21 protein-coding genes are annotated in these 19,835 nt (G+C 60.0%); 6 read left to right on the forward strand and 15 right to left on the reverse strand.

The genetic code is table 11. The features are described from left to right. Window positions 1–287, reverse strand: a 287-nt coding sequence (locus tag R6W86_RS14600) for a LysR family transcriptional regulator (RefSeq protein ID WP_410330091.1), incomplete at its 3' end; no start/stop codon positions are given. A 131-nt stretch (window positions 288–418) separates the two neighbouring features. Between R6W86_RS14600 and R6W86_RS14605 the strand changes: the two genes are divergently transcribed. Continuing rightward, complete coding sequence (locus tag R6W86_RS14605; protein ID WP_410330092.1) at window positions 419–1,090, forward strand: haloacid dehalogenase type II; 672 nt, start codon at window positions 419–421, stop codon at window positions 1,088–1,090. A gap of 170 nt (window positions 1,091–1,260) precedes the next feature. Here R6W86_RS14605 and R6W86_RS14610 read toward each other — a convergent pair whose 3' ends face one another. After that, window positions 1,261–2,412, reverse strand: coding sequence for an alpha/beta fold hydrolase (locus tag R6W86_RS14610; protein WP_410330093.1), 1,152 nt, complete (start codon window positions 2,410–2,412; stop codon window positions 1,261–1,263). 196 nt (window positions 2,413–2,608) lie between these two features. Here R6W86_RS14610 and R6W86_RS14615 point away from each other — a divergent pair, with 196 nt between their 5' ends. Further along, complete coding sequence (locus tag R6W86_RS14615) at window positions 2,609–3,505, forward strand: acyltransferase (RefSeq protein ID WP_410330094.1); 897 nt, start codon at window positions 2,609–2,611, stop codon at window positions 3,503–3,505. Window positions 3,506–3,520: 15 nt separating this feature from the next. On the opposite strand, the gene R6W86_RS14620 is transcribed toward R6W86_RS14615, so the two are convergent. The 3 genes from R6W86_RS14620 to R6W86_RS14630 all read right to left on the reverse strand — a co-directional run bounded on the left by R6W86_RS14620 (window position 3,521) and on the right by R6W86_RS14630 (window position 6,053). Next, the gene (locus R6W86_RS14620) at window positions 3,521–3,724 is read right to left on the reverse strand and encodes a hypothetical protein (RefSeq protein WP_410330095.1); all 204 of its coding nucleotides are present in this window, start codon (window positions 3,722–3,724) and stop codon (window positions 3,521–3,523) included. Window positions 3,725–3,785: 61 nt separating this feature from the next. After that, on the reverse strand, window positions 3,786–5,771 hold the full coding sequence (locus R6W86_RS14625; protein WP_410330096.1) for a ribonuclease R family protein: 1,986 nt from the start codon (window positions 5,769–5,771) through the stop codon (window positions 3,786–3,788). A gap of 66 nt (window positions 5,772–5,837) precedes the next feature. Further along, a complete protein-coding gene (locus R6W86_RS14630; protein ID WP_410330097.1) occupies window positions 5,838–6,053 on the reverse strand; it encodes a hypothetical protein in 216 nt (71 codons plus the stop codon). Between the two features lie 5 nt (window positions 6,054–6,058). On the opposite strand from R6W86_RS14630, the gene R6W86_RS14635 reads away from it, so the two are divergent. Then, a complete protein-coding gene (locus R6W86_RS14635; protein WP_410330098.1) occupies window positions 6,059–6,472 on the forward strand; it encodes a hypothetical protein in 414 nt (137 codons plus the stop codon). A 28-nt stretch (window positions 6,473–6,500) separates the two neighbouring features. On the opposite strand, the gene R6W86_RS14640 is transcribed toward R6W86_RS14635, so the two are convergent. From R6W86_RS14640 to folE, 9 genes are all read right to left on the reverse strand, one after another. Then, window positions 6,501–8,222 (reverse strand): diguanylate cyclase domain-containing protein, encoded by a 1,722-nt coding sequence (locus tag R6W86_RS14640; protein ID WP_410330099.1) that lies wholly within the window; start codon window positions 8,220–8,222, stop codon window positions 6,501–6,503. Window positions 8,223–8,344: 122 nt separating this feature from the next. After that, the gene (locus R6W86_RS14645; protein ID WP_410330100.1) at window positions 8,345–8,794 is read right to left on the reverse strand and encodes a DUF411 domain-containing protein; all 450 of its coding nucleotides are present in this window, start codon (window positions 8,792–8,794) and stop codon (window positions 8,345–8,347) included. Window positions 8,795–8,917: 123 nt separating this feature from the next. Continuing rightward, window positions 8,918–11,524, reverse strand: a complete 2,607-nt coding sequence (locus tag R6W86_RS14650; RefSeq protein WP_410330101.1) for a heavy metal translocating P-type ATPase — start codon at window positions 11,522–11,524, stop codon at window positions 8,918–8,920. A 4-nt stretch (window positions 11,525–11,528) separates the two neighbouring features. Continuing rightward, the gene (locus R6W86_RS14655; RefSeq protein WP_410330102.1) at window positions 11,529–11,960 is read right to left on the reverse strand and encodes a MerR family transcriptional regulator; all 432 of its coding nucleotides are present in this window, start codon (window positions 11,958–11,960) and stop codon (window positions 11,529–11,531) included. 136 nt (window positions 11,961–12,096) lie between these two features. Next, on the reverse strand, window positions 12,097–12,411 hold the full coding sequence (locus R6W86_RS14660; RefSeq protein ID WP_410330103.1) for a hypothetical protein: 315 nt from the start codon (window positions 12,409–12,411) through the stop codon (window positions 12,097–12,099). Between the two features lie 52 nt (window positions 12,412–12,463). Then, the gene (locus tag R6W86_RS14665) at window positions 12,464–14,710 is read right to left on the reverse strand and encodes an EAL domain-containing protein (protein WP_410330104.1); all 2,247 of its coding nucleotides are present in this window, start codon (window positions 14,708–14,710) and stop codon (window positions 12,464–12,466) included. A 222-nt stretch (window positions 14,711–14,932) separates the two neighbouring features. Then, window positions 14,933–15,361, reverse strand: a complete 429-nt coding sequence (locus R6W86_RS14670) for a CoA-binding protein (protein ID WP_410330105.1) — start codon at window positions 15,359–15,361, stop codon at window positions 14,933–14,935. Window positions 15,362–15,381: 20 nt separating this feature from the next. Beyond that, window positions 15,382–15,756, reverse strand: coding sequence for a dihydroneopterin triphosphate 2'-epimerase (folX, locus tag R6W86_RS14675; RefSeq protein WP_410330106.1), 375 nt, complete (start codon window positions 15,754–15,756; stop codon window positions 15,382–15,384). Window positions 15,757–15,781: 25 nt separating this feature from the next. After that, window positions 15,782–16,351, reverse strand: a complete 570-nt coding sequence (folE, locus tag R6W86_RS14680) for a GTP cyclohydrolase I FolE (protein WP_410330107.1) — start codon at window positions 16,349–16,351, stop codon at window positions 15,782–15,784. A 197-nt stretch (window positions 16,352–16,548) separates the two neighbouring features. Here folE and R6W86_RS14685 point away from each other — a divergent pair, with 197 nt between their 5' ends. The 3 genes from R6W86_RS14685 (at window position 16,549) to R6W86_RS14695 (ending at window position 18,927) form a co-directional block, all read left to right on the forward strand. Beyond that, window positions 16,549–17,466 carry an alpha/beta fold hydrolase gene (locus tag R6W86_RS14685; RefSeq protein ID WP_410330108.1) on the forward strand — a complete coding sequence of 306 codons (918 nt, stop codon included), beginning with the start codon at window positions 16,549–16,551 and terminating at the stop codon, window positions 17,464–17,466. A gap of 81 nt (window positions 17,467–17,547) precedes the next feature. Next, complete coding sequence (locus R6W86_RS14690) at window positions 17,548–18,633, forward strand: patatin-like phospholipase family protein (RefSeq protein WP_410330109.1); 1,086 nt, start codon at window positions 17,548–17,550, stop codon at window positions 18,631–18,633. Window positions 18,634–18,678: 45 nt separating this feature from the next. Next, entirely contained in the window at window positions 18,679–18,927 is a 249-nt protein-coding gene (locus R6W86_RS14695) for a CDGSH iron-sulfur domain-containing protein (RefSeq protein ID WP_410330110.1), read from the forward strand. Here the strand turns inward: R6W86_RS14695 and R6W86_RS14700 are convergent. Then, window positions 18,924–19,835, reverse strand: a 912-nt coding sequence (locus tag R6W86_RS14700; protein ID WP_410330111.1) for a histidine kinase, incomplete at its 5' end; no start/stop codon positions are given. The two genes, R6W86_RS14695 and R6W86_RS14700, sit on opposite strands and share 4 nt — an antisense overlap.

Below are 19,835 nucleotides of genomic sequence, written 5' to 3' on the forward strand. Positions count from 1 at the left end.
GTGGCCGGGCTGAACGGCGGGCCGGCGGAGAGTGACCGCAGATCGTCCAGAATCTGCCGAATATGCGGCCCCGCCTGCAGGGCATAGCGGGTTGGCACGATGCCCCGACCGGATTTCACGAACAGCGGATCCCCCAGCGCCTGCCGGAGTCGTTCCAGCGTATGACTGACCGCCGACTGGGTCACGCCCAGACGCACCGCAGCCCGGGACACACTGCCCTCGTCCAGAACGGCGAGGAAAGTGCTGAGCGCACGGAAATCCAGGTTCAATGTATCAATCGGGTTCATGAATGGCAGTGTAACCTGTGACCGGAGGGTCGGCCATCTCTGCGCTTTGAGTGTTTATTCAAAAATGTGAGTGTTCTGTTGTACGGTTAGGAGTAACGGACAAGACAACTACACGAAACGAGGCTCATTTTATGACCATGCAATTGGCGTTCGATGTCTACGGCACCCTGGTGGACCCCATGGGCATGTCCGACCTGTTACGACAGGACGCCGGCGACCAGGCCGAATCGGTCGCCGCCCTCTGGCGTGAGAAACAACTGGAGTTCTCGTTCCGCAAAGGCCTGATGAAAGCCTACGAAGATTTCGGCGTCTGCACCCGCCAGGCGCTGCGCTACGCCATGGCCACCCGAAAACTGGAACTGTCCCAGGACCGGGAAGACGAACTGATGGCCGCCTACCTCGCATTACCCGCGTTCGAGGATTCCCTGCCGGCGCTACAGGCCCTGCAGGGTAAATACCCGCTGTTCGCGTTCTCCAACGGCAGTTACCCGGCATTGGAGAAGGTGCTGGGGCACAATAACCTGCTGGACCAGTTCGACGACCTGGTATCGGTCGACGATATCAAGAGCTTCAAACCCGACCCGGCGGTGTACACCTATGCACGGCGGGCGACAGGCGCTTGGGACCAGCCGCTGTGCTTGGTGTCTAGTAATGCGTGGGATGTCATTGGTGCCAGAGCTGCGGGGTTAATGGCGATCTGGGTGCAAAGGGATGGTAATAAGATCTTTGAAGATTGGGGCATTAAACCCTCTGCAGTAATCAGCAGCCTCTCAGAGCTGCCTTCGACACTGGCAAGCCTCTAAAGTTAGCGGAGGCGGGTGTCGGGTAGGGCTGTCCAAAACTGTGCGGAGCCATGGATGGCGGAGCTCAAGCGTCACATGGACGTGCCGAAGGAGCGGGTTTTGGACAGCCCTACCCGACATCCGCCGCCATGCTCAGAGTCGAAACCTTGAAATCCTGAAAGGCTGAAATGCTAGTCAGACCGCAAAGCAAGCCACTCGGCCATCTCCAACCAGCTCTCCTTGGGCGCTTTGCTCCCCGCAAGAATCCCCATATGCCCCCCAGGCACCACCCGAAACGTCTTGTCCCCAGAACTCACATGATCCATCACTCGCTTGGCCGCCCCCGGCGTCACCATCGTATCCTCTCTGCCGGCAATCGCCAGTAAGTTAGCACTCACGTTCTCCAGCCGGGCAATGTCCTCCCCAATCTGAATTTCGCCCTTTGACAACTGATTATCAATCCAAACCCGAACCACCGTGTCCTGAATGATCCCGCCGGGATAGGCCACCATCCGATCCAGGAACGCCGAGGTCGTGGCATGGTTGGTTACGAACTCCCGGTCCCCCAGACGCACAATCAGCTCCCAGTACCCCATCACGCTGCCGATCGGATTGGTCAGCTTGAACCCCAGGGTATTCGCCCACCCGGGCGTATGAAACCAGTGCGGCTTGAGGTTGTGGATGCGAAAACCCGTGCGCTTGCGAATCACCTCGGCCGCCTCGGCGATGGCCTGGGACGCCACCCCCATGAATCCGGAAGCGTGACTGTCGATGGGTGAACCCAAGACAATGGCATTGCGCACATGCTGGTCCTGGCTCAGGGCGGAATAGAACAGAGTGAACATGCCGCCCATGCTCCAGCCGTGCAGGGACAGCTCCTGTTCACCGCTGTGCTCCCTTACCCGGTTCAGGTAGGCGGGCAGCAGCTCCGCCACATAGGTGTGAAGGTTGTAGTGGCTGTGTTCGCGCTTCGGCACGCCCCAGTCAACCAGGTAAACCTCGAAGCCCTTGGCGCGCAGGAAACGGACCAGGCTGCGCTGCGGGAACAGGTCAAAGATGAGCATATTCACAGCCAGGGGCGGAATGATGACAATCGGGGTGCGATGGGTGGTTCGCTCCACCGGAATGGTCAGATCGTCCAGTTCAATGAAATCTTCCTGCAGCGGCGGGTAGTAGCGCAGGCTGACCAAGCCGTCGTAATGAAGTCTCTCAAAGGGCGTTTGCCCGGCCTGGACCAGGCTGGCGGCGCGGAACACCCGGTCGAAGGCATTGCCGGCATAGATTGCCGTCTGGCGAGTCAGACCGGAAGTTTTGTCGAGCACCGACTTGAACGGGTTGGGCATCGGGATTTCCATGGAACAGTTGATCACACCAGTTTAGAGAAAACAGGTGGCAAGGCTAACCCCGGGAGGGTGTGGTGCCTATGGCAAAACCGTCCACCCTTCCGGGCAAACCAGCCACATCGCGCCACTGCCCATTATCGTCGGCCCTTGCTATCATGCGGCGCCATCGGACACAAAAATCAAAAGCAGGAAAGCCATGCTCAGTTTCCTCCCGGCCCAGGTCAAGGGCGTACTCAACTCCACCCTCCTCGGCATCAACACGCTGTTTTGGTGCATCCTGCTGTACATCCCGGCAATCTTCAAGCTGATCATTCCGATCAAGAGGTTCCGCGTCCTGTGTACCCGCTGGATCATCGCCATCGCCGAAGCCTGGGTGGCTTGCAACATTGGGTGGATGAAGCTCACCCACGGGACTCGTTGGGATGTGAAAGGTGCCGATGAGCTTGAGCGGGAGAGCTGGTACCTGGTGCTGAGCAACCACCAGAGCTGGGTCGACATCCTGGCCATGCAGCGGGTATTCAACAGGCGGGCGCCGTTCCTGAAATTCTTCCTGAAGCAGCAACTGATCTGGGTGCCGGTGATCGGCCTGGCCTGGTGGGGCCTGGATTTCCCGTTCATGAAGCGCTACACCCGGGAATACCTGATCAAGCATCCTGAAAAACGGGGTGAGGACCTCAAGGCCACCCGCCACGCCTGCGAGAAATTCCGCTTCACCCCGGTGAGCGTCATGAACTTCGTCGAAGGCACACGGTTTACCCAGGCCAAGCATGACAAACAGAAATCTCCCTATCAGCACCTGCTGACTCCCAAGGCCGGCGGTGTGGCCTTTGTGCTGGATGCCATGGGCGATTCCATTGAGACCCTGGTGGATGTCACCATTGCCTATCCCGATGGCGCGCCCACCTTCTGGGAGTTCCTCTGTGGCGAGGTGAAGGCTATCCGGATGGAGATTCACACCCAGACCATCCCGGAACCCCTGAAGGGCCGGGACTATGCGGCCGATGCCGAGCATCGTCGTAATGTGAAGAACTGGCTGGCGGAACTCTGGCAGGCAAAGGACGCGCGGCTGGAGAGAATGCTGGGAGATCAGTAAACCGACGGGGACGACTCAGTCATCGTCCCCATCTTCTACTTCATCGGGATGCTCGCGCTTGTAACGCTCCCATTCTTCCCAGTCGTGGGGCGTGCCGGCATGGGGCCGGCGCAGATGCCTGGCATGCTCCATGGCGTTATGCCTCAGGCTGTGGTCCGGCTCTTCTTCTTCCTTGTCGAAGCCGTATTTCTTCAGGAACTCTTGCGGGCTGATGGGCATGGCGCACCTCCGTTAAAAGGCTGTGTCCTGTCAGTTACGATGCGCCCGCCCGGTCGGTTTTTCAACGCTCCGTGGTTTCCTTGCCGTTCTGGAGTTCTTCGGCGTCCACCAGCTTGAAGTTGATCTGTCGGCGCTCGTCATCCACGCCGGCAAAACTGACGTTCACCCGCTGCTCCAGCTGGAAAATCCGGCCGTTCTTGTTGTGCACCAGGCGCAGGGTGACCGGATCGAAGCTGAATTTGCCCTCCAGGTCCCGGCAGCTGACAAAGCCTTCCAGGCCATTGCAGTCCAGGCGTACAAAGAAGCCAGAGGGAACGGTTCGGCTGATGGTGCCGGCCATGGGTTCCTCTTTGAGCGACTTGGCGTAGTCGCTTTTGAGCCAGGCTTCCAGTGAATTGGCGGCCTGGCGGGCCCGGATCTGGCTGGCCTGCAGGGCTTCAAGCTGCTGGGCATTGAGCGGCTTGATTGGAGTCTCCCAAAGGCTCGATTTGATCAGCCGATGCACGTAGAAGTCGGAGAACTTACGCAACGGCGAGGTGAAGGTGGTGTAAGCACCCAGACCCATGCCCTGGTGTGGGGCCGCCTCGAAGCCCAACTCGGCCCGGGCCAGCTGCCGGGAGATGATCGCCTTAACCGGCACCTCCGCCTCCAGTTTTTCGGTCTGCTTCATCAGGGCCTTGAAGCCCTCGGCAGAATTAGCATCCAGGTCCGCCAGGTGCGGAGCGTGGCTTTCCAGCAGTTTGCGGATATTCTCGGCACGGTCGTCGCGCAGGCCCGGATGTTGGATAAACAGGCCTTCGCCCTGCTGCTGCAGGAAGTCCGCAGCGCAACGGTTGGCCGCCACCATACACTCCTCCACCAGACGATGCGCCTCGTTCTGGACCGCCGGTTCAATCAGCCGGATCCTCTTGTTTTCATCCAGACGCAGGCGGAATTCCGGTCGATCCGCGCTCAGCAGGGCATGCTCGCTGCGCCACTTGCGCAGGGCCGTGGCGGCCTGATGCAGCTGGTCCAGACTGTTGGCGACGACATCGGGCAGGGCCTTGATTTCGTCGTCCTCACGGCCCTCGATCAGATGAGATACCAGGTCGTAGCTGAGCTTGCCCCGGGAGCGGATCACCGCCTGGTGGAAGCTGTAATCGCCCAGGCTGCCATCGTTGTTGACCTGCAAGTCGCACACCAGGGCCAGTCGCTTCACCTCCGGCATCAACGAACACAGACGGGTACTGATGGCGTCCGGCAGCATGGGCAGGGGCTCGCCGGGGAAATAAATCGCCGTGGCCCGGTTGAACGCTTCTTCCTCGGCCGGAGTGCCCGGTTTGATGACCGCGGTGGGATCGGCGATGGCGATGGAGAGGGTCCAGCCGGTGGCGTTCGGTGTCGCCATCAGGGCGTCGTCCATGTCCTGGGTGCCCGGGCTGTCGATGGTGACGTAGGGCTGCTCGGTGCGATCTTCGCGGCCCTCCATGTGGGCTGCCAGGCTATCCTCATTCAGGCTGTCCGCCTGTTTCTGGACCGAGTCCGGCCAGGTGTCGGCCAGGTCGAAGCTGGCCAGGGTGAAAGACCGCTCAATGCCGGGCTCGCCCGCCTTGCCGATGATCCGCAGCACCCGGGCCTGGCCCTTGCCATCCTTGAACGGGTGGCGGTGGATCTGGCAGTAGATGTAGTCATCAGGCTGGGCGCCCTTGCGGTCTTTGGGCGGAATGAAAATCCAGCGGTTGATGCCCGGCGTATCCGGCGCCACGAAATGGCCCTTGCCCTTGATCAGGTAGCGGCCGACAAAGGTAGTGAGATGGGTTTCCAGTACCTCGTCCACCACACCCTGGGTCTTGCCCTTCTCCACCTCGTGCTCGGTGACGTTGATTCGATCGCCCGGCAGTACTTTCTGCATTTCCTCCGGCGGGAGAAATACATCGCGGCCCTCATCGAGGGCAACAAAGCCGAAGCGCCCGTTGGTGGCCTTCACGGTGCCGGGGAAGACCACCTTGTTTTCCTTGATATCGGTTTTGAGCTGGCGCAATTGACTGAGAGCGTCGGCGTTGAGCATGTAAGAGGAACCTGGCTGCAAAAAATTGGATGTTGGGGCGGAGTATAACGGTTATGAAAGCAGCCGTCAGATACGGTGTGGTAACCCCGCTTGCTCCTGGATTTCCGCCCAGGACCGCTGCAGGTTCGCCAGGGATTTGGTCAGCAGATCAAATTCCGCCGTTTTACCTTCACGCTCAAAGATCTGGCGGCGGGCGCTGTCTAGGTCAAAAAGCACTTCACGCTGGGCAGGGTCACGGACGGTGCTTTGGATCCAGCCGATAGCTACCCGCCGTTCGCGCACGTAGGATGGCCCCGATCCTGTTCAGCCGTTATCGGGACGGGATGACCTACGACAACCATGTGGATGATCCGGTCATGGGCCGGGGCGAGAACCGCATCCGTACCGACATTTCCTTCACCCTATTCCTCGATGATCCGGGAAGTTACGACGGCGGCGAACTGATAACAGACACCACCGCTGGCGAGGTTGCCGAGGGTCGTCCACACCTGACCCATCCCTGGATCGAGGTTTACCCCATGGCCGAGCGTGGTCTCAAGGCGCACGACCAGGGGGAGTTGGGCAAGCGCCTGAAGAAGCTCGCCGAGCTGCAAAAGGCCTGGCCGACGGCAGTGCCGCCAACCGATCCGGTTGTAAAACCAGCGGATTTGTACGCAGTCCAGGCCAAACTGGAGCTGGCCCTGGCGCCCTACCTGTACTGAGGAAAACTGTTGGGGTGTTGGCCCCGATTCACGCGCCCGGCGAAACGGTGGTTTTGTCGGAGCGGGTGATACAGATTCTGTTGCGGCCCTGTTCCTTGGCCGCATAAAGCGCACGGTCTGCCTGTCGGAGGATGGTGTCGCCGTTTTCACCGGGTTGGCAAAGATGGCCACCAATGCTGACCGTCACAGGTATCCCGGTTTTGAGGCTTTCCTGCTCGACCGCCAACCGGATCCGGCTGCTGATCTGCTTAAGCACCGCAGTGTCGCACGGCGACAGTAACACGACGAATTCATCACCGCCCCAACGGCCGGGATGATCATAAGGGCGCACACTGGTCTTGAGCCAGAGAGCAACACGGCACAGAATCTCGTCCCCCGCCTGGTGCCCTCTTTTGTCATTGATTTTCTTGAAGTGATCGATATCCAGCCAGATAAGGCCAAAACTCTGGTTGTCCCTGCGTGCCCGTTCAATTTCCGCCTCCAGATGCTCGTCCAGCCCCCGACGGTTCTTCAGCCCGGTCAGGGCATCAACCCTCGCCAGTCGGTGAAGCTCTTTGGTTCGATTGGCTACCTGGTATTCAAGGTCACGGGTATTGAGCTGGACCCGTTTTGCCATGGTTTCGAAGTGGTCGACGAGACGTCCGATCTCATTGTCCGGTTTGGGCAGGTAGGGGAGCTCGAAGTGACCGCCCCGGAGGTGCTTGGTTGCATCCTCCAGTGCCAGTACTGGCCTCAGGATGCGGGACTGGATGATGAGGTGGAATACCAGGAGTGAAATCAACAGGCTGGCCAGGAAGACTGCCACCAGCGGCCAGAGGTAGCTGGCGGGAATCAGGGTGTTGAGGTCGAGCAGCGTGATTTCAAACCAACCGATGGTTGGCAGAAAGGCGACGCCGGCCAGATGTTTTCGACCGTCCACCGTAACGAACCCACTCTCCACCGCACCGGTCCCGCCTCCCCGTTGCTTCAGCCTCTGCAACATGCCCAGGATCTGCTGCTTGTCCTGAGGATCCTCGAGCAGAAGGTCCACCGTGTTTTTTTGGCCCTCCGGTTTGATGATGCTGGCGAAATCGATGTAGTTCCTGTCCCGATAGAGCTGGATCGCGCCATTGAAGTCGACGAACAGGGTGGTAATGCCCTCCTGCCCGATATCGACGATATCCTCCAGAAAGTCGTCCAGGTTCAGTCCGGTGCCCACCATCCCCACAATGTCTCCCTGATTGTTGCGCATCAGAACGTCGATCCAGAGTTTGGTCACGCCAAGTTCCACATCCGGATTCACATTCAGGTGGAAATCCCTGCCCTCGTCAATGAGCTGGAAGAACCAGGCGTCCTCAGGTTTGTCGGCATCGAGGGTATAGCGGTACTGGTTACCGGTGAACTCGTTTTCCGTATTGTTGTAGTAATACGCCCCGTTTCCACGCAGTGCGACGAAATAACTGTTATCCCGAAAATTGGACCGGAAGCTCTCCATTTGCCGGATGGCATGGGCCTTCAGGGCGGGGTCGTCCGGACTCTGTGCCCATTCGATCAGGGTCGAGGAACTGGCCATTTGCCTGGCAAGGCCTATTTCGCGTTCCAGGGACTGCAGCAACCGGGCGCTGTCATAACGGACCTGAATCTCTGCGACTTGCTGGCCCCAGCGCTCGATAATGTCTTCTGAAAGTTCCTGGTATGCCACCCAGGAGGCGGACGCTGCCAGGACAATCAGGGTGGCAGCGAGGCCGAGAATGCGAGTTTTGAGACTCAAGAGGTGTCCTTGCCAGTGTTCCGTTTGAGACCGGGTTCTCATCATAGAACACTGACACCGGACAGTGTAGAAAAATCGGCAGAAGTATGAGCCTGCCGGGTGCGGCAGGCATCTGGCAAAGGTTAGTTGTACTCCGAGAACACTCGTGTCTGGCCGGCACCGTTGAACATGATCACTTTGTAGTGATCCTTGCGGTCGCCGACTTCCATACCGGGGGATCCGGCTGGCATGCCCGGCACGCTAAGCCCCCTGGCTTTTGGCGCCTCCGAGATCAGGCGCTGAATGTCGCTGGCCGGTACGTGGCCCTCGATCACATAATCACCGACAAACGCTGTGTGGCAGCTTGCCAGGGCCGGTGTCAGCCCAGCCTGGATCTTGATCGGGTTCAGGTCGTTGGTTTCGGTAACCTTCACCTCAAACCCGTTTTCCTCCAGGTGATCGACCCAGTCCGCACAGCAGCCACAGGTCGGGGACTTGTACACGTGGATATTCTGGGCAGCACCACCGGCGAGGGCCGTGGTGCTGAAGCCGAGGGCGGCGGCAAGGCCGAGGGCAAGGGTATGTCTGTTCATGGTGTTCACCTCAATGATGTTGGTGTTCGTCAGAGCCTGGGCTGCCGGACCCGCTCAGCCAGAACCACCAGACAATGGCGGCCATCAGGGCAAGTCCTCCAGCATTGACCAGAAAAGTGTCCATCAGTTCTCCTCCTTGGATACGTGACGCTCCGGCTTGTGACCGGTCTGGAACAGTCGCAGGCGGTTGGCGTTGGAGACCACAGTGACCGAAGACAGGGACATGGCGGCGCCGGCCAGGATCGGATTCATCAGGGTGCCCCACAAAGGATAGAGCAGGCCCGCTGCCACCGGTATACCCAGGGAGTTGTATATGAAGGCCCCGAACAGGTTCTGATGAATGTTCTTCACCGTGGCCCGGGAAATCTCGATGGCATCGGGTACCCCGTGCAGGGAGCCACGCATCAGCGTGATGGCGGCACTCTCGATGGCCACATCCGTGCCGGTGCCGATAGCGAAGCCCACATCGGCTGCCGCCAGTGCCGGCGCATCGTTGATACCGTCCCCGACCATGGCGACGGTATGGCCTTTGCCCCGCATCTCGCTGACCACCTCGGCCTTGTCCTCGGGCAGAACTTCCGCCCGGTAATCGTCAATGCCCGCCTTGCTGGCGATGGCCCTTGCGGTTGCCTCCACATCACCGGTAACCATCATCACCTTGATACCGGCGTGGTGCAGCCGCTTTATGGCGGCTTTTGAATCCGGCTTGATGGCGTCCGCGACTCCGATCACCCCCAGAACCTCATCGCCGAGGGCCAGGAACAGGGGGGTGCCGGCCTCGTCCGCAATGGTATCGGCGGCCTCGGAGAGGCCGTCCAGCGACAGACCGTCGCCTTCAAGCCAGCGGCGATTGCCGAGGCGTACGGTCTGCCCATCCAGCTCACCCCGGACCCCCTTGCCATTGACGGCCTCGAAGCCGGACACCTTTTCAGGTCCGACGCCCTCATCCCGGGCCCTTGCCAGAACCGCCTCCGCCAGCGGATGCTCCGAATGCTGCTCCAGGCCGGCGGCCAGGGCCAACAGCCGGTTCTCGTCACCGCTGGTGGAATGCACACGGGTGACCGCAGGATGGCCCTCGGTGATGGTGCCGGTCTTGTCGAGGATCACCAGATCCAGTTTGCCGGCAGTCTGCAGGGCATCCCCCTGGCGGATCAGGGCGCCATATTCGGCCGCCTTGCCGACACCGACCATCACTGACATCGGCGTGGCCAGACCCAGTGCACAGGGGCAGGCAATAATCAGCACCGTGGTGGCGGCCACCATCATGTGCACCACTGCCGGCTCCGGCCCGACGTTGTACCAGACCAGCGCCGAAAAGACGGCGATGATCATCACCGTGGGCACGAACACGGACGAGATCTTGTCCGCCAGGCGACCGATGGCGGGTTTGGATCCTTGGGCCTTTTTCACCAGCCGGATGATCTGCGCCAGGGCCGTCTCGCTACCGACCCGGGTGGCTTCATAGATGATTGAGCCGTGAGTATTCAGGGTGCCGGCGGAAACCTCGTCGCCCTCCGCCTTGCTGACCGGCATGGGCTCACCGGTCAGCATGCTCTCGTCCACCCGGCTGCTGCCCTCGCGGATGAGGCCATCTACCGGAATTTTCTCGCCCGGACGGACCCGGACCCGGTCGCCCTTGCGTACCTCTTCCACCGGAATGTCCTGTTCCTGGCTGCCCCGGATCACCCGGGCAGTCTTCGCCCGCAGGTCAAGAAGTCGACGCACCGCTTCCGAAGTCTTGCCCTTGGCACGAAGCTCCAGCGCCTGACCCAGATTGATCAGGCCGATGATCATTGCGGATGCTTCGAAGTAAACATGCCGGGCCATCTCCGGCAACAACCCTGGCACACTGGCCACAACGATGGAATACAGCCACGCGGTCCCGGTGCCGACCGCAATCAGGGTGTCCATGTTGGCGTTATGATGCCGGAACGCCTTCCACGCCCCGGTGTAAAAGTGTCCTCCGGTGACCGCCATCACGATGAACGTCAGTACCCCGAGCCCCAGCCACGTCGTCTGGTTGGCCTCGGTCACCATCATCGACCCGAAGCCCATGCCCCAGATCATCAGACCGAGTCCGAAGGACAGGCTCACCGCCATCTTGATCAGCAGGGTACGGTACTGTTTGCGGTCCTCCGCCTGTTTGCGGTCATCCGCATCGTCGGCATTTTCGATCACACTGGCGCCATAGCCGGCACTCTCGATGGCCCTGGCCAACGCCTGAGGGTCCGCATCCCCGGTGACCGTTGCAGTGTTATCCGCCAGGTTCATATGAGCATGAGTGACGCCGGACACCGACATCATCGCCTTCTCGATGGTGTTCACGCAGGAGGCGCAGGTAGCGCCCGAGACTGAAAGGCTGATCTGATCACCCCCGGCTGGCGCCTCCCAGGCAACCCGATCGGCCTCTTCCGCGTGGTGCCCGGAATGGCCCTGGTGAGGTTGTTCGTCAGAAACCTCCGACTCCACCTGGCCGGCACAACAACTGGCCGGCTGTTCATCCACTTCCTTGATCGCCTCGGCCGGATAGCCTAGGTCCGTCACCCGGCGTGCCGCATCTGCGAGGTCGATACCCCCGGGCAACGCGACGGTCTGCTCTTCCAGATTCACCTCCACCAAATCAGTGTCACCGGTCAGAGGCTCCAGGGCATTACGAATCTTTTTGGCACAGCCCTGACAGGATGCCCCTGAAATGGACAATGCCCGACGCAGTTCGGTTATCTCACTCATTCGTTTACTCCTCCCCGCTGGTGGCGAGGGCCATATCATCCCAATGCTCGATCAGCCGACAGATTGTATGGCCGTCCGGCGTGCCATCCGGCATCTCCCGCCAGATCCCGAGGGCACTCTTCATCCGGTCCCGCAGCTGCTGCAATTCGGCAATCTCCCGCTCCACCTCGGCCAAGCGTTTCTCGAACACTTCGCGAACCATCGGGCAGGGCGAATGGCGGTCATCGGCCTGGTCCAGAATCGAGCGGATCTCCGGCAACGTAAAACCCAACTGCCGCGCCTTGCGGGCAAAGCGCAGCCGGCGCAGGTCATCCGCATCGTATTGCTGGTAGTTGTTGTCCGGGTTGCGGGTCGGATTGAGCAGGCCCTCCCGGGTGTAGAAACGGACGGTGTCGGGGTTTACACCGGCGGCCTGGGCGATCTCTTTTACTTTCATCGGCTCAATCACTCTGAATTTGAATTGGGAGAGTTGACCCTTGAAGCCTCGGCATGCTCCAAAATCACATCATAAGCATAGGCTAAAACCTGTGAGCAACTCACAGGTCAAAGGTTTTTTTCAGAGGAAGGAGAAGTCAGCGCCCCTTGGCGCGCAGGAAGGTTCCGCAGGTCTTGCACTGGTCTGGTGCCATCAGCTTTGCCTGCCAGCCGATCTTGTGGCCACAGGCCGGGCACCGCAACCGCAGCTGGAGCACAATGATGGGTGCAATCAGGGCCGCAATCAGAACCCCCAGGGAGCCCCAGTTCTCGCCACTGGACAGCCCCAGCTGGCTACTGAACACCAGAACGACTGTCAGCACTACAAACGCAAAAATAAAATAATTACGATTCCAGCGTTCCCACCGCCGGATTTGCTCATCCTGATCGGGAGTCAGATACCTCGCAGCCATAAATTACATGCCGTTGATTTGTTCCAGTTATCATGGGGACCCACTCCGGCCATTACAAACCGGCGCGTTCCAGAGTTGCCATATTAAGGATCCCCTCTTCAAGGGCCCTTTCCAGTTCTTCGGCGGGAATCGGTCGACTGATCAGATAACCCTGAACCAGATTACAGCCATGCTGCCTGAGGAAATTCAGCTGCTCCTCGGTCTCCACGCCTTCGGCAATCACCCGAATGCCCAGATTGTGGGCGAGACTGATCACCGCCCGCGTAATGACCGAATCATCGTGGCGCTCGGTCACAGAGGTGATGAACGAACGGTCGATTTTCAGAAGATCCACCGGAAAGTAACGCAGGTAACCCAGAGACGAGTAGCCAACGCCAAAGTCATCGATAGCAAGGTTGACACCAAGATCATGAAGTCGGCTCAGCTGATTCCGGTTATGCTCGATGTTCTGAATAAAAATCTCTTCGGTCAGCTCCACTTCCAGACGATTGGCGGGTACCTGCTTTGACGCCAGGGTTTTCCGGATATTGTCCACCAGATGCTCATCGTCGAGTTCCCGTCCGGACAGGTTGATCGCAATACGCAGGTTCTCGCAGGCAGTGTCCTTCCAGGCCGCCAACTGGTGACAGGCAGCCGCCACCACCCAACGCCCGATATCCGTGATGCGTCCGCTTTCCTCGGCCAAGGGAATGAATTCCACGGGCGGCAACAGTCCGCGGCGCGGGTGTTGCCACCGGATCAGAGCTTCGACACTGACAATCTCGCCGGTTTCCAGATCGACCTGTGGTTGAAAGTGCAGCACAAACTCGTTGTTGGCGAGTGCCTTGTCCAGATCCTTGTCCAGCTCCAGACGGGTGACTTCCCGTTCCTGCATGCCCTCGGTGTAGAACTGATAGGAGTTGCGGCCCTGCTCCTTGGCGCGGTATAGGGCGATATCGGCATTACGCAACAGGGTATCGGCGTCTTGTCCACTCTGGGGGTAGACAGCCACCCCCATGGTGGCGGTAATCCGGCGGCTTTCGTCATGGACTTCGAAAGGCGCCTCGAAACTGTGTTTGATATAGCCGAGCAGGTGGATGACATCGTCGATCTCATCCACCTGCTGCTGGCAGAACATGAACTCATCGCCGCCGGAGTAGGCCACCAGGATCCGCTCATCGCTGAGCTGATTCAGTCGCTCGGCAACTCGAACCAGGAGTTCGTCACCGAACTGGTGGCCAAGCGAGTCGTTGAGCATCTGGAACCGGTCCAGGTCCAGCATGATCAGGGCGACCTGCCGGTTCTGCCGCGCGGCTATGACGAGCGTATGGGCCAGATCCTCCATGAAGAATCGGCGGTTGGCCAGTCCGGTCAGGATGTCGGTGGATTCAAGGCGAGCCAGATCCCGCTGCATTTCTTTGCGCTGGTCAATTTCCTGCTCCAGCGCCCGGTTGCGTTTAAGAATCAACTGGGCCAACAGGGCAGTCAGGCTGGTCAGCAGCCCCATGAACAGGACGGCGATAAAGGTTAGCCAGGGCCAGTCGCTGCGCTGGCTCTCCACCCAACTGCTGGTGGGCCTGATGGTCAGGTTCCGGCCCAGGGTTGGCAGATTGATGGCTTCGGTGTGGGCAAAGCTCTCGCTGGTGTCAGCCAGCCTGTTGAGCTGGTAACTGAGCTCGCCTTTACCGCGGATGTCCAACTGGAATGACTGAAGCACGCGGTTGGTCAGCAGCTGCTGGACCAGAGTCTTGATCTGGAAAACACCGGCAATGAAGCCGTTGTTGTCCTCTCCGGTGCCCACCGGTGCATAGATCACCATGCCCTTGCCACCCTGTTTCAGGTCGATGATACCGGAAATGTCGTACTGGCCGGTGGCACGGGCGGTCTCCAGGGCCTGGCGCCGGCGATCGGAGAAGGCGACGTTGTAGTCCATCACACTCTGGTTACCAGCTACTGGTTCCAGCCAGCGGATGATGAAATCCCGGTCAATCCATTCGATGGCTTGGTAGACGCCGAAGTCGTTGAGGTAATGGCGCGCATCGGCGCGCCACGCTGCTTCGGTGATTTCAGGTTCCTTCTGCATCCGGGCGGCCATCCGGTTGATGGCCTGGGCGTGAATAGTGAACTCCCGCTTGAGGTGGTCGACCATGGCAACCGCCTCGTTGGCGAGGTTGGCCCGGATCTGATGGTTGTCCTGACGAATCATTCCATAGCGCAAACCGGATGCCAGGGCCAGAAATACCAGCAGAATGAGAACCGGAAAGACGGGGTTCACCAAGGCAAGGGCAAGGATGTTGTTGGTGGGGGGCGTCTTGGCCAATGATCACTCCGCAACTCGCTGAAATGTCCCGGAACCACCGCATCGGTGTGCAGAAAGCTCCCTCTGGAAGGGAGGCTGCGTGGCTGGATTAATACGGAACCTCGAGGCTCTAACCAGTCTTCTATTCGACGCGAACGATTATGACACGGGAACTCCGCCCGTTACAGCGGATGCTTGGAAATGGGATCCAGTTCTCAATGCCCAAGGGGCCAATATCGTCCTTCAATGCATTTTGGTAATGCCCAGGCGGGGAATATCCTGTTTCGGGCAGCGGTCCATCACCACCGTGAGGCCGGCATCCTCGGCGCGGGCCGCGCCTGGTTGGTTGATAACGCCGATCTGCATCCAAACCACCGGGATTTTCAGCTCAATGGCTTGGTCAATCACTGCATCGGTGCGCTCGGGGGCCAGGAACAGGTCCGCCATATCCACCGTCTGCGGGACGGATTTCAGATCCGGGAATACGATCTCGCCAAGAAGGGTCTGGCCAGCCAGCCGGGGGTTGACCGGAATTACACGGTAGCCCTGATCCTGGAGAAATTCCATGACCTCATGGGAAGGCCGGTTGGTTTTCTCGCTCGCGCCCACCAGGGCAATGGTGTGAACATTTTCCAGGATGGAACGAATCTGTTCCGGGGAGTTGCTGGGCATGGATGGCTCTCTGCTGGGGGTTAACGGTGCGCCTCAAGGCACACGGACACGGATTCGGCATAGCGTAACGCGTGGGGCTTGTCGATTTCCACCTGCGCCCATTGCACCGTCTCGTGCTCCATGACAATGCTCAGCACTTCATGGGTCAGACGTTCCAGCAGCGCAAACCGAGTGCCATCCACATGAGCGATAATCTGTTTGGTGATGGTGCGGTAATTCAGCGCCGCCTCAATCTCGTTCTGGTGGATGGCATCACTGGCATCGTAAGTCAGCTCAACGTTGATCACCACGTCCTGCTGGTTGTTGATCTCTTCTTCCTTGATGCCAATGTAGGCGCGCAACAACAGGTTCTTGATGCGCACCCGGGCCTGCTTGTTGCCGATAACGTCTGTCATGCGGTCTTCCTTGCCCGGTGGGGACTCAGCGGTTGTTGCCGATCAGGTTGAGGAACTCTATACGGGTCGCCTGGGATTTCCGGAACTGACCCAGCATCATTGAGGTTTTCATGCGGGAGTTCTGTTTCTCCACACCGCGCATCATCATGCACATGTGCTGCGCCTCGATCACCACGGCAACGCCTTTGGCGTTGGTGACACTCTCGATAGCCTCCGCGATCTGCCGGGTCAGGTTTTCCTGGATCTGAAGGCGACGGGCATACATGTCGACGATGCGGGCGAATTTCGACAGGCCCAATACCTTGCCCTGGGGCAGGTAGGCAATGTGGCACTTGCCGATGAATGGCAGCATGTGGTGTTCACACATGCTGTATAGCTCGATGTCCTGGACCACCACCATTTCGTCCATGGCGGATTCGAACACGGCATTATTGACCAGGTCGCCGAGATCCTGCCGGTACCCTCGGGTCAGGAACTGCATGGCCTTGGCCGCGCGCATGGGGGTGTCCTGCAGACCTTCGCGGTCGGGGTCTTCGCCGAGTCCATCAATGATGGCACGGTAGTGGCCCGCGAGGTCGTCAAGGAGTTTGGTCATAATCGTTTCCGGTTAACTGTCATTTTCAGGGGCCAAAGCTTAAGGCAATTCGCCTGTCATCTCTACGCTTTACGCAGCCGGCGGGAGAAAAGACCACTTTGCCGCAAAGTTATGCCGACAGGTACGCGCAGGCTATGGCGGGCTTCGGTTCTTTGCTTTAAAGTTTCAGGCATCCAGTCACATGTCGGGGACGACCCATGGATCACGTGATAGCCGGAGCCGGGGCAGGTGCCCAGGCGCGTGAGGCGGAGAGCCTCGAGGGATGGCAGCAGGGAGGCAAGTGGTTCAGCTACGGCGGCCACGCCATTTTCAGCCGGATGGCCGGTCAGGGCGAGCCGTTGGTGCTCCTGCACGGGTTTCCCACTGCCAGCTGGGACTGGAGCAGGATCTGGCCGATGCTGGTCCAGCAACACTCGGTACTGGCCCTGGACATGCTGGGTTTCGGCTTTTCCGACAAACCCACCGGTTACCATTACAGCATCGAGGATCAGGCGGATCTGGTTCAGGGCTGGCTTGAGGGGCTGGGACTGGGCACGGTGCACCTTTTTGCCCACGATTACGGTTGCAGCGTGGTCCAGGAGTTGCTGGCCCGGGATCAGGAGGAGCGACTGCATTTCCGGATCGGTTCGGTCTGTTTCCTCAATGGCGCACTTTTCCCGGAAGTCCACAACCCGTTGCTTATCCAGCAGGTGTTGCGCAGTCCCCTGGGCGGCCTGATCAGCCGCGGCCTGACCCGTCGCACCTTCGAGTATAACTTGCGGCGCCTGTTTGGCCCCCAGAATCCGCCGGATCGCCAGAATCTCGAGGATTTCTGGCACCTGCTGACCTACAACAACGGCCGCGGGATCCTGCATCATCTGATCCAGTTTATGGAAGAACGTCGCTGTCACCGGAACCGGTGGGTGGGTGCACTCCAGTCGGCCCCTCAGCCTTTGCGGCTGGTCTCTGGCACCGCCGACCCGGTTTCCGGTGTCGCCATGGCCCGGCGCTACCGGGAGCTAATCCGGGAGGCGGATGTGGTCAGCCTGCGCAACATCGGACACTACCCCCATTTTGAAAGTCCCTGGGACGTGTTTACCGCGTACCGGGATTTCCGCAAGCAAACGGGACACTAGCCGGGAACCGGGTCGGGAATCCCGTTGTCCGCTACTTATGCCTTTCGATACACTCCCTTGCACTGAAACAGGGAGCCCGCCATGACCGCCATCCACACCCGAACTCCAGCCCTGACTGTCCGGGCTGGCCGCCGTGCCCTGCAACGGCTCAAAGACAAACTGTTGGTGCCGGAAGATGTCCATCTCATACCCGGTGCCGCCGGCGGTCCGAAAGCGCTAGGCATCAGCGGACTGGACAAGGCGATCTTCGGGGACTGGCTGCCCCGGGCACCACAGGAGCGAGCCCTGATTGGCTCCTCCATTGGCAGCTGGCGCTTTGCCGCGGTGGCCTCCTCGGACGACCCCAAGGCGCAGCTGGCACGCCTGGCAGATCTCTATACGTCCCAGCGCTTTGCCAAGGGCGTGAGTGCCGCGGAGGTGACCCGTAAGAGCATCCGGTTCCTGGAGGAACTGCTTGGTGGCCGGGAGGAGCACATTCTGAACCATCCCTGGTATCGACTGAATATTGTCGTGGTGCGCAGCCTGGGTCTGCTGGAGCACGACACCCAGGGCCGGCTGGGACTGGGGCTGATGAATGCCATCAGTGCCAACATGGTTAGTCGCCGACACCTGGGCCGCTTCCTGGAGCGGGGCATCATTCACGATGCCCGCCTGAAAACGCCGGTATCCAAACTGGAGGATTTTCCCAGCCACGAGGTGGCCCTGACCAGTGACAACCTGCTGCCGGCCCTGCTGGCCTCGGCATCCATTCCGCTGGTGATGTCCGGGGTGCGTAACATTCCCGGTGCACCGGAAGGTGTCTACCGTGATGGCGGTTTGCTGGATTACCACATGGATCTGCCCTACCAGCAGCCGGGTGTGATCCTGTACCCGCACTTTACCGACAGGGTGGTGCCCGGCTGGTTTGACAAGTCGTTGCCCTGGCGCAGGGGCGATGCCACCCGTCTGCAGGATGTGCTGCTGGTGGCGCCATCCCCTGAGTACCTGAGGACCCTCCCTGACGGCAAGCTCCCGGATCGCAAGGATTTTGGGAGATACATGGGTGACGATGCCAGCCGGGAGCGTTCCTGGCGCAAGGCGATTGCCGAGAGCGACCGGCTGGGGGAAGAATTCCTGGAATTGCTGGAGACCGGCCGACTGACGGAGGTGATCAAACCGCTCCATTAGTCTTGGCTATACTGAACCGACACAGTCAGCAAGAGGGGAGAAACCATGCCGGACGAACAACCGAAGATTGCAAAGAAAAGCCCCTACGCCGTGCAGGTCGAAGGCGGCAAGAACTATGTCTGGTGCGCCTGCGGACAGAGTGACAACCAGCCCTTTTGCGACGGCTCCCACAAGGGAACCGGTTTCACACCGGTGAAATATAGCGCCGAGAAAACCGAGAGGGTCTGGTTCTGTGGTTGCAAACGGACCGGCTCGCCACCGATGTGTGACGGCACCCACAAGACACTGGACTAGTTGCTGGTCTTTCCTGTGGGCGTCGCGCTCAGGCGATACCCCATCAGACCGTTGACCGGGTCCTTGAGCGCCCTGATGCGCACGGCCACGGGCAAGGGCGCATCCTGGTTCCTGACCCGCAGGTCCAGGTCAATCCGCTGTGCCTGGTTGTCGTGGCGTGCCGCCTCCAGGGTGCGGTGAAAGTTGTCCCGGAAGGGAGGCGTCACCAGATCCAGGAACGGCTGGGCGGTCAGGTCCACGGGCGCCTGTTCCAACAGGGAGGCACTTTGCGCGGAGATAAAGCCGATAACGCCATGGTCGTCGAGTTCGGCAATCAGGGCCCCGGATAGGGTGACCAGATCGCGGCTGCGCTCCTCGCTGTCGTTGAGCGCCTGGCGCAGGACAGTCTTTTCCACCTGCAGGTTGTTGATTTGCTGATCGGCCCCCTGCTCCTTCCTCTCCAGTTCCAGTATCCGCCGTTCCTGGCCATGCAGGCGCCGGCACAGCTGCAGCGCCAACCCGGCGGCGGCCAGGGTCAGTGCCAGGCCGACCATCCAGGTTCGGGTTCGGGCCTGGCTTGCGGCTTTTCCCAGCAGCGTCGACGTGGGCACCGTGGTCAGTATCCAATGATAATTGCCGGGTTGGACCTCAGTGCGCAGGGCAAGGGTGGGATCCAGGTGTCCTTCGGTCTGTAGTTCCATGATGGGAATCTTGCTGTGCCGCTGCAGGGTGTCGATGCGCAACCCAAGCTGGTCCGGCAGAGTGTCGCCGAGAATGACGGGCAGCCAGCTCGCGGGCGGGGTGTCGCTGTCCAGGTAGGTCGGCGCATTGGCCAGCAACTGATTGACGATGGCCTGGTGCTGGGCACGGTAGCGCGCGTCAGCCAGCTCCCGGGCCTGGTCCGCTTTCAGATTAGCGGTCAGGGCGGT

This window comes from Marinobacter sp., from assembly GCF_046484525.1.
Lineage (GTDB): Bacteria > Pseudomonadota > Gammaproteobacteria > Pseudomonadales > Oleiphilaceae > Marinobacter.

Bases quoted from the DNA above. Each gene is read 5' to 3' on its own strand.
- R6W86_RS14605 (WP_410330092.1), top strand. From the start codon at position 419: ATGACCATGCAATTGGCGTTCGATGTCTACGGCACCCTGGTGGACCCC.
- R6W86_RS14610 (WP_410330093.1), bottom strand. From the start codon at position 2,412: ATGCCCAACCCGTTCAAGTCGGTGCTCGACAAAACTTCCGGTCTGACT.
- R6W86_RS14615 (WP_410330094.1), top strand. From the start codon at position 2,609: ATGCTCAGTTTCCTCCCGGCCCAGGTCAAGGGCGTACTCAACTCCACC.
- R6W86_RS14620 (WP_410330095.1), bottom strand. From the start codon at position 3,724: ATGCCCATCAGCCCGCAAGAGTTCCTGAAGAAATACGGCTTCGACAAG.
- R6W86_RS14625 (WP_410330096.1), bottom strand. From the start codon at position 5,771: ATGCTCAACGCCGACGCTCTCAGTCAATTGCGCCAGCTCAAAACCGAT.
- R6W86_RS14635 (WP_410330098.1), top strand. From the start codon at position 6,059: ATGGCCCCGATCCTGTTCAGCCGTTATCGGGACGGGATGACCTACGAC.
- R6W86_RS14645 (WP_410330100.1), bottom strand. From the start codon at position 8,794: ATGAACAGACATACCCTTGCCCTCGGCCTTGCCGCCGCCCTCGGCTTC.
- R6W86_RS14650 (WP_410330101.1), bottom strand. From the start codon at position 11,524: ATGAGTGAGATAACCGAACTGCGTCGGGCATTGTCCATTTCAGGGGCA.
- R6W86_RS14655 (WP_410330102.1), bottom strand. From the start codon at position 11,960: ATGAAAGTAAAAGAGATCGCCCAGGCCGCCGGTGTAAACCCCGACACC.
- R6W86_RS14660 (WP_410330103.1), bottom strand. From the start codon at position 12,411: ATGGCTGCGAGGTATCTGACTCCCGATCAGGATGAGCAAATCCGGCGG.
- R6W86_RS14670 (WP_410330105.1), bottom strand. From the start codon at position 15,361: ATGCCCAGCAACTCCCCGGAACAGATTCGTTCCATCCTGGAAAATGTT.
- folX (WP_410330106.1), bottom strand. From the start codon at position 15,756: ATGACAGACGTTATCGGCAACAAGCAGGCCCGGGTGCGCATCAAGAAC.
- folE (WP_410330107.1), bottom strand. From the start codon at position 16,351: ATGACCAAACTCCTTGACGACCTCGCGGGCCACTACCGTGCCATCATT.
- R6W86_RS14685 (WP_410330108.1), top strand. From the start codon at position 16,549: ATGGATCACGTGATAGCCGGAGCCGGGGCAGGTGCCCAGGCGCGTGAG.
- R6W86_RS14690 (WP_410330109.1), top strand. From the start codon at position 17,548: ATGACCGCCATCCACACCCGAACTCCAGCCCTGACTGTCCGGGCTGGC.
- R6W86_RS14695 (WP_410330110.1), top strand. From the start codon at position 18,679: ATGCCGGACGAACAACCGAAGATTGCAAAGAAAAGCCCCTACGCCGTG.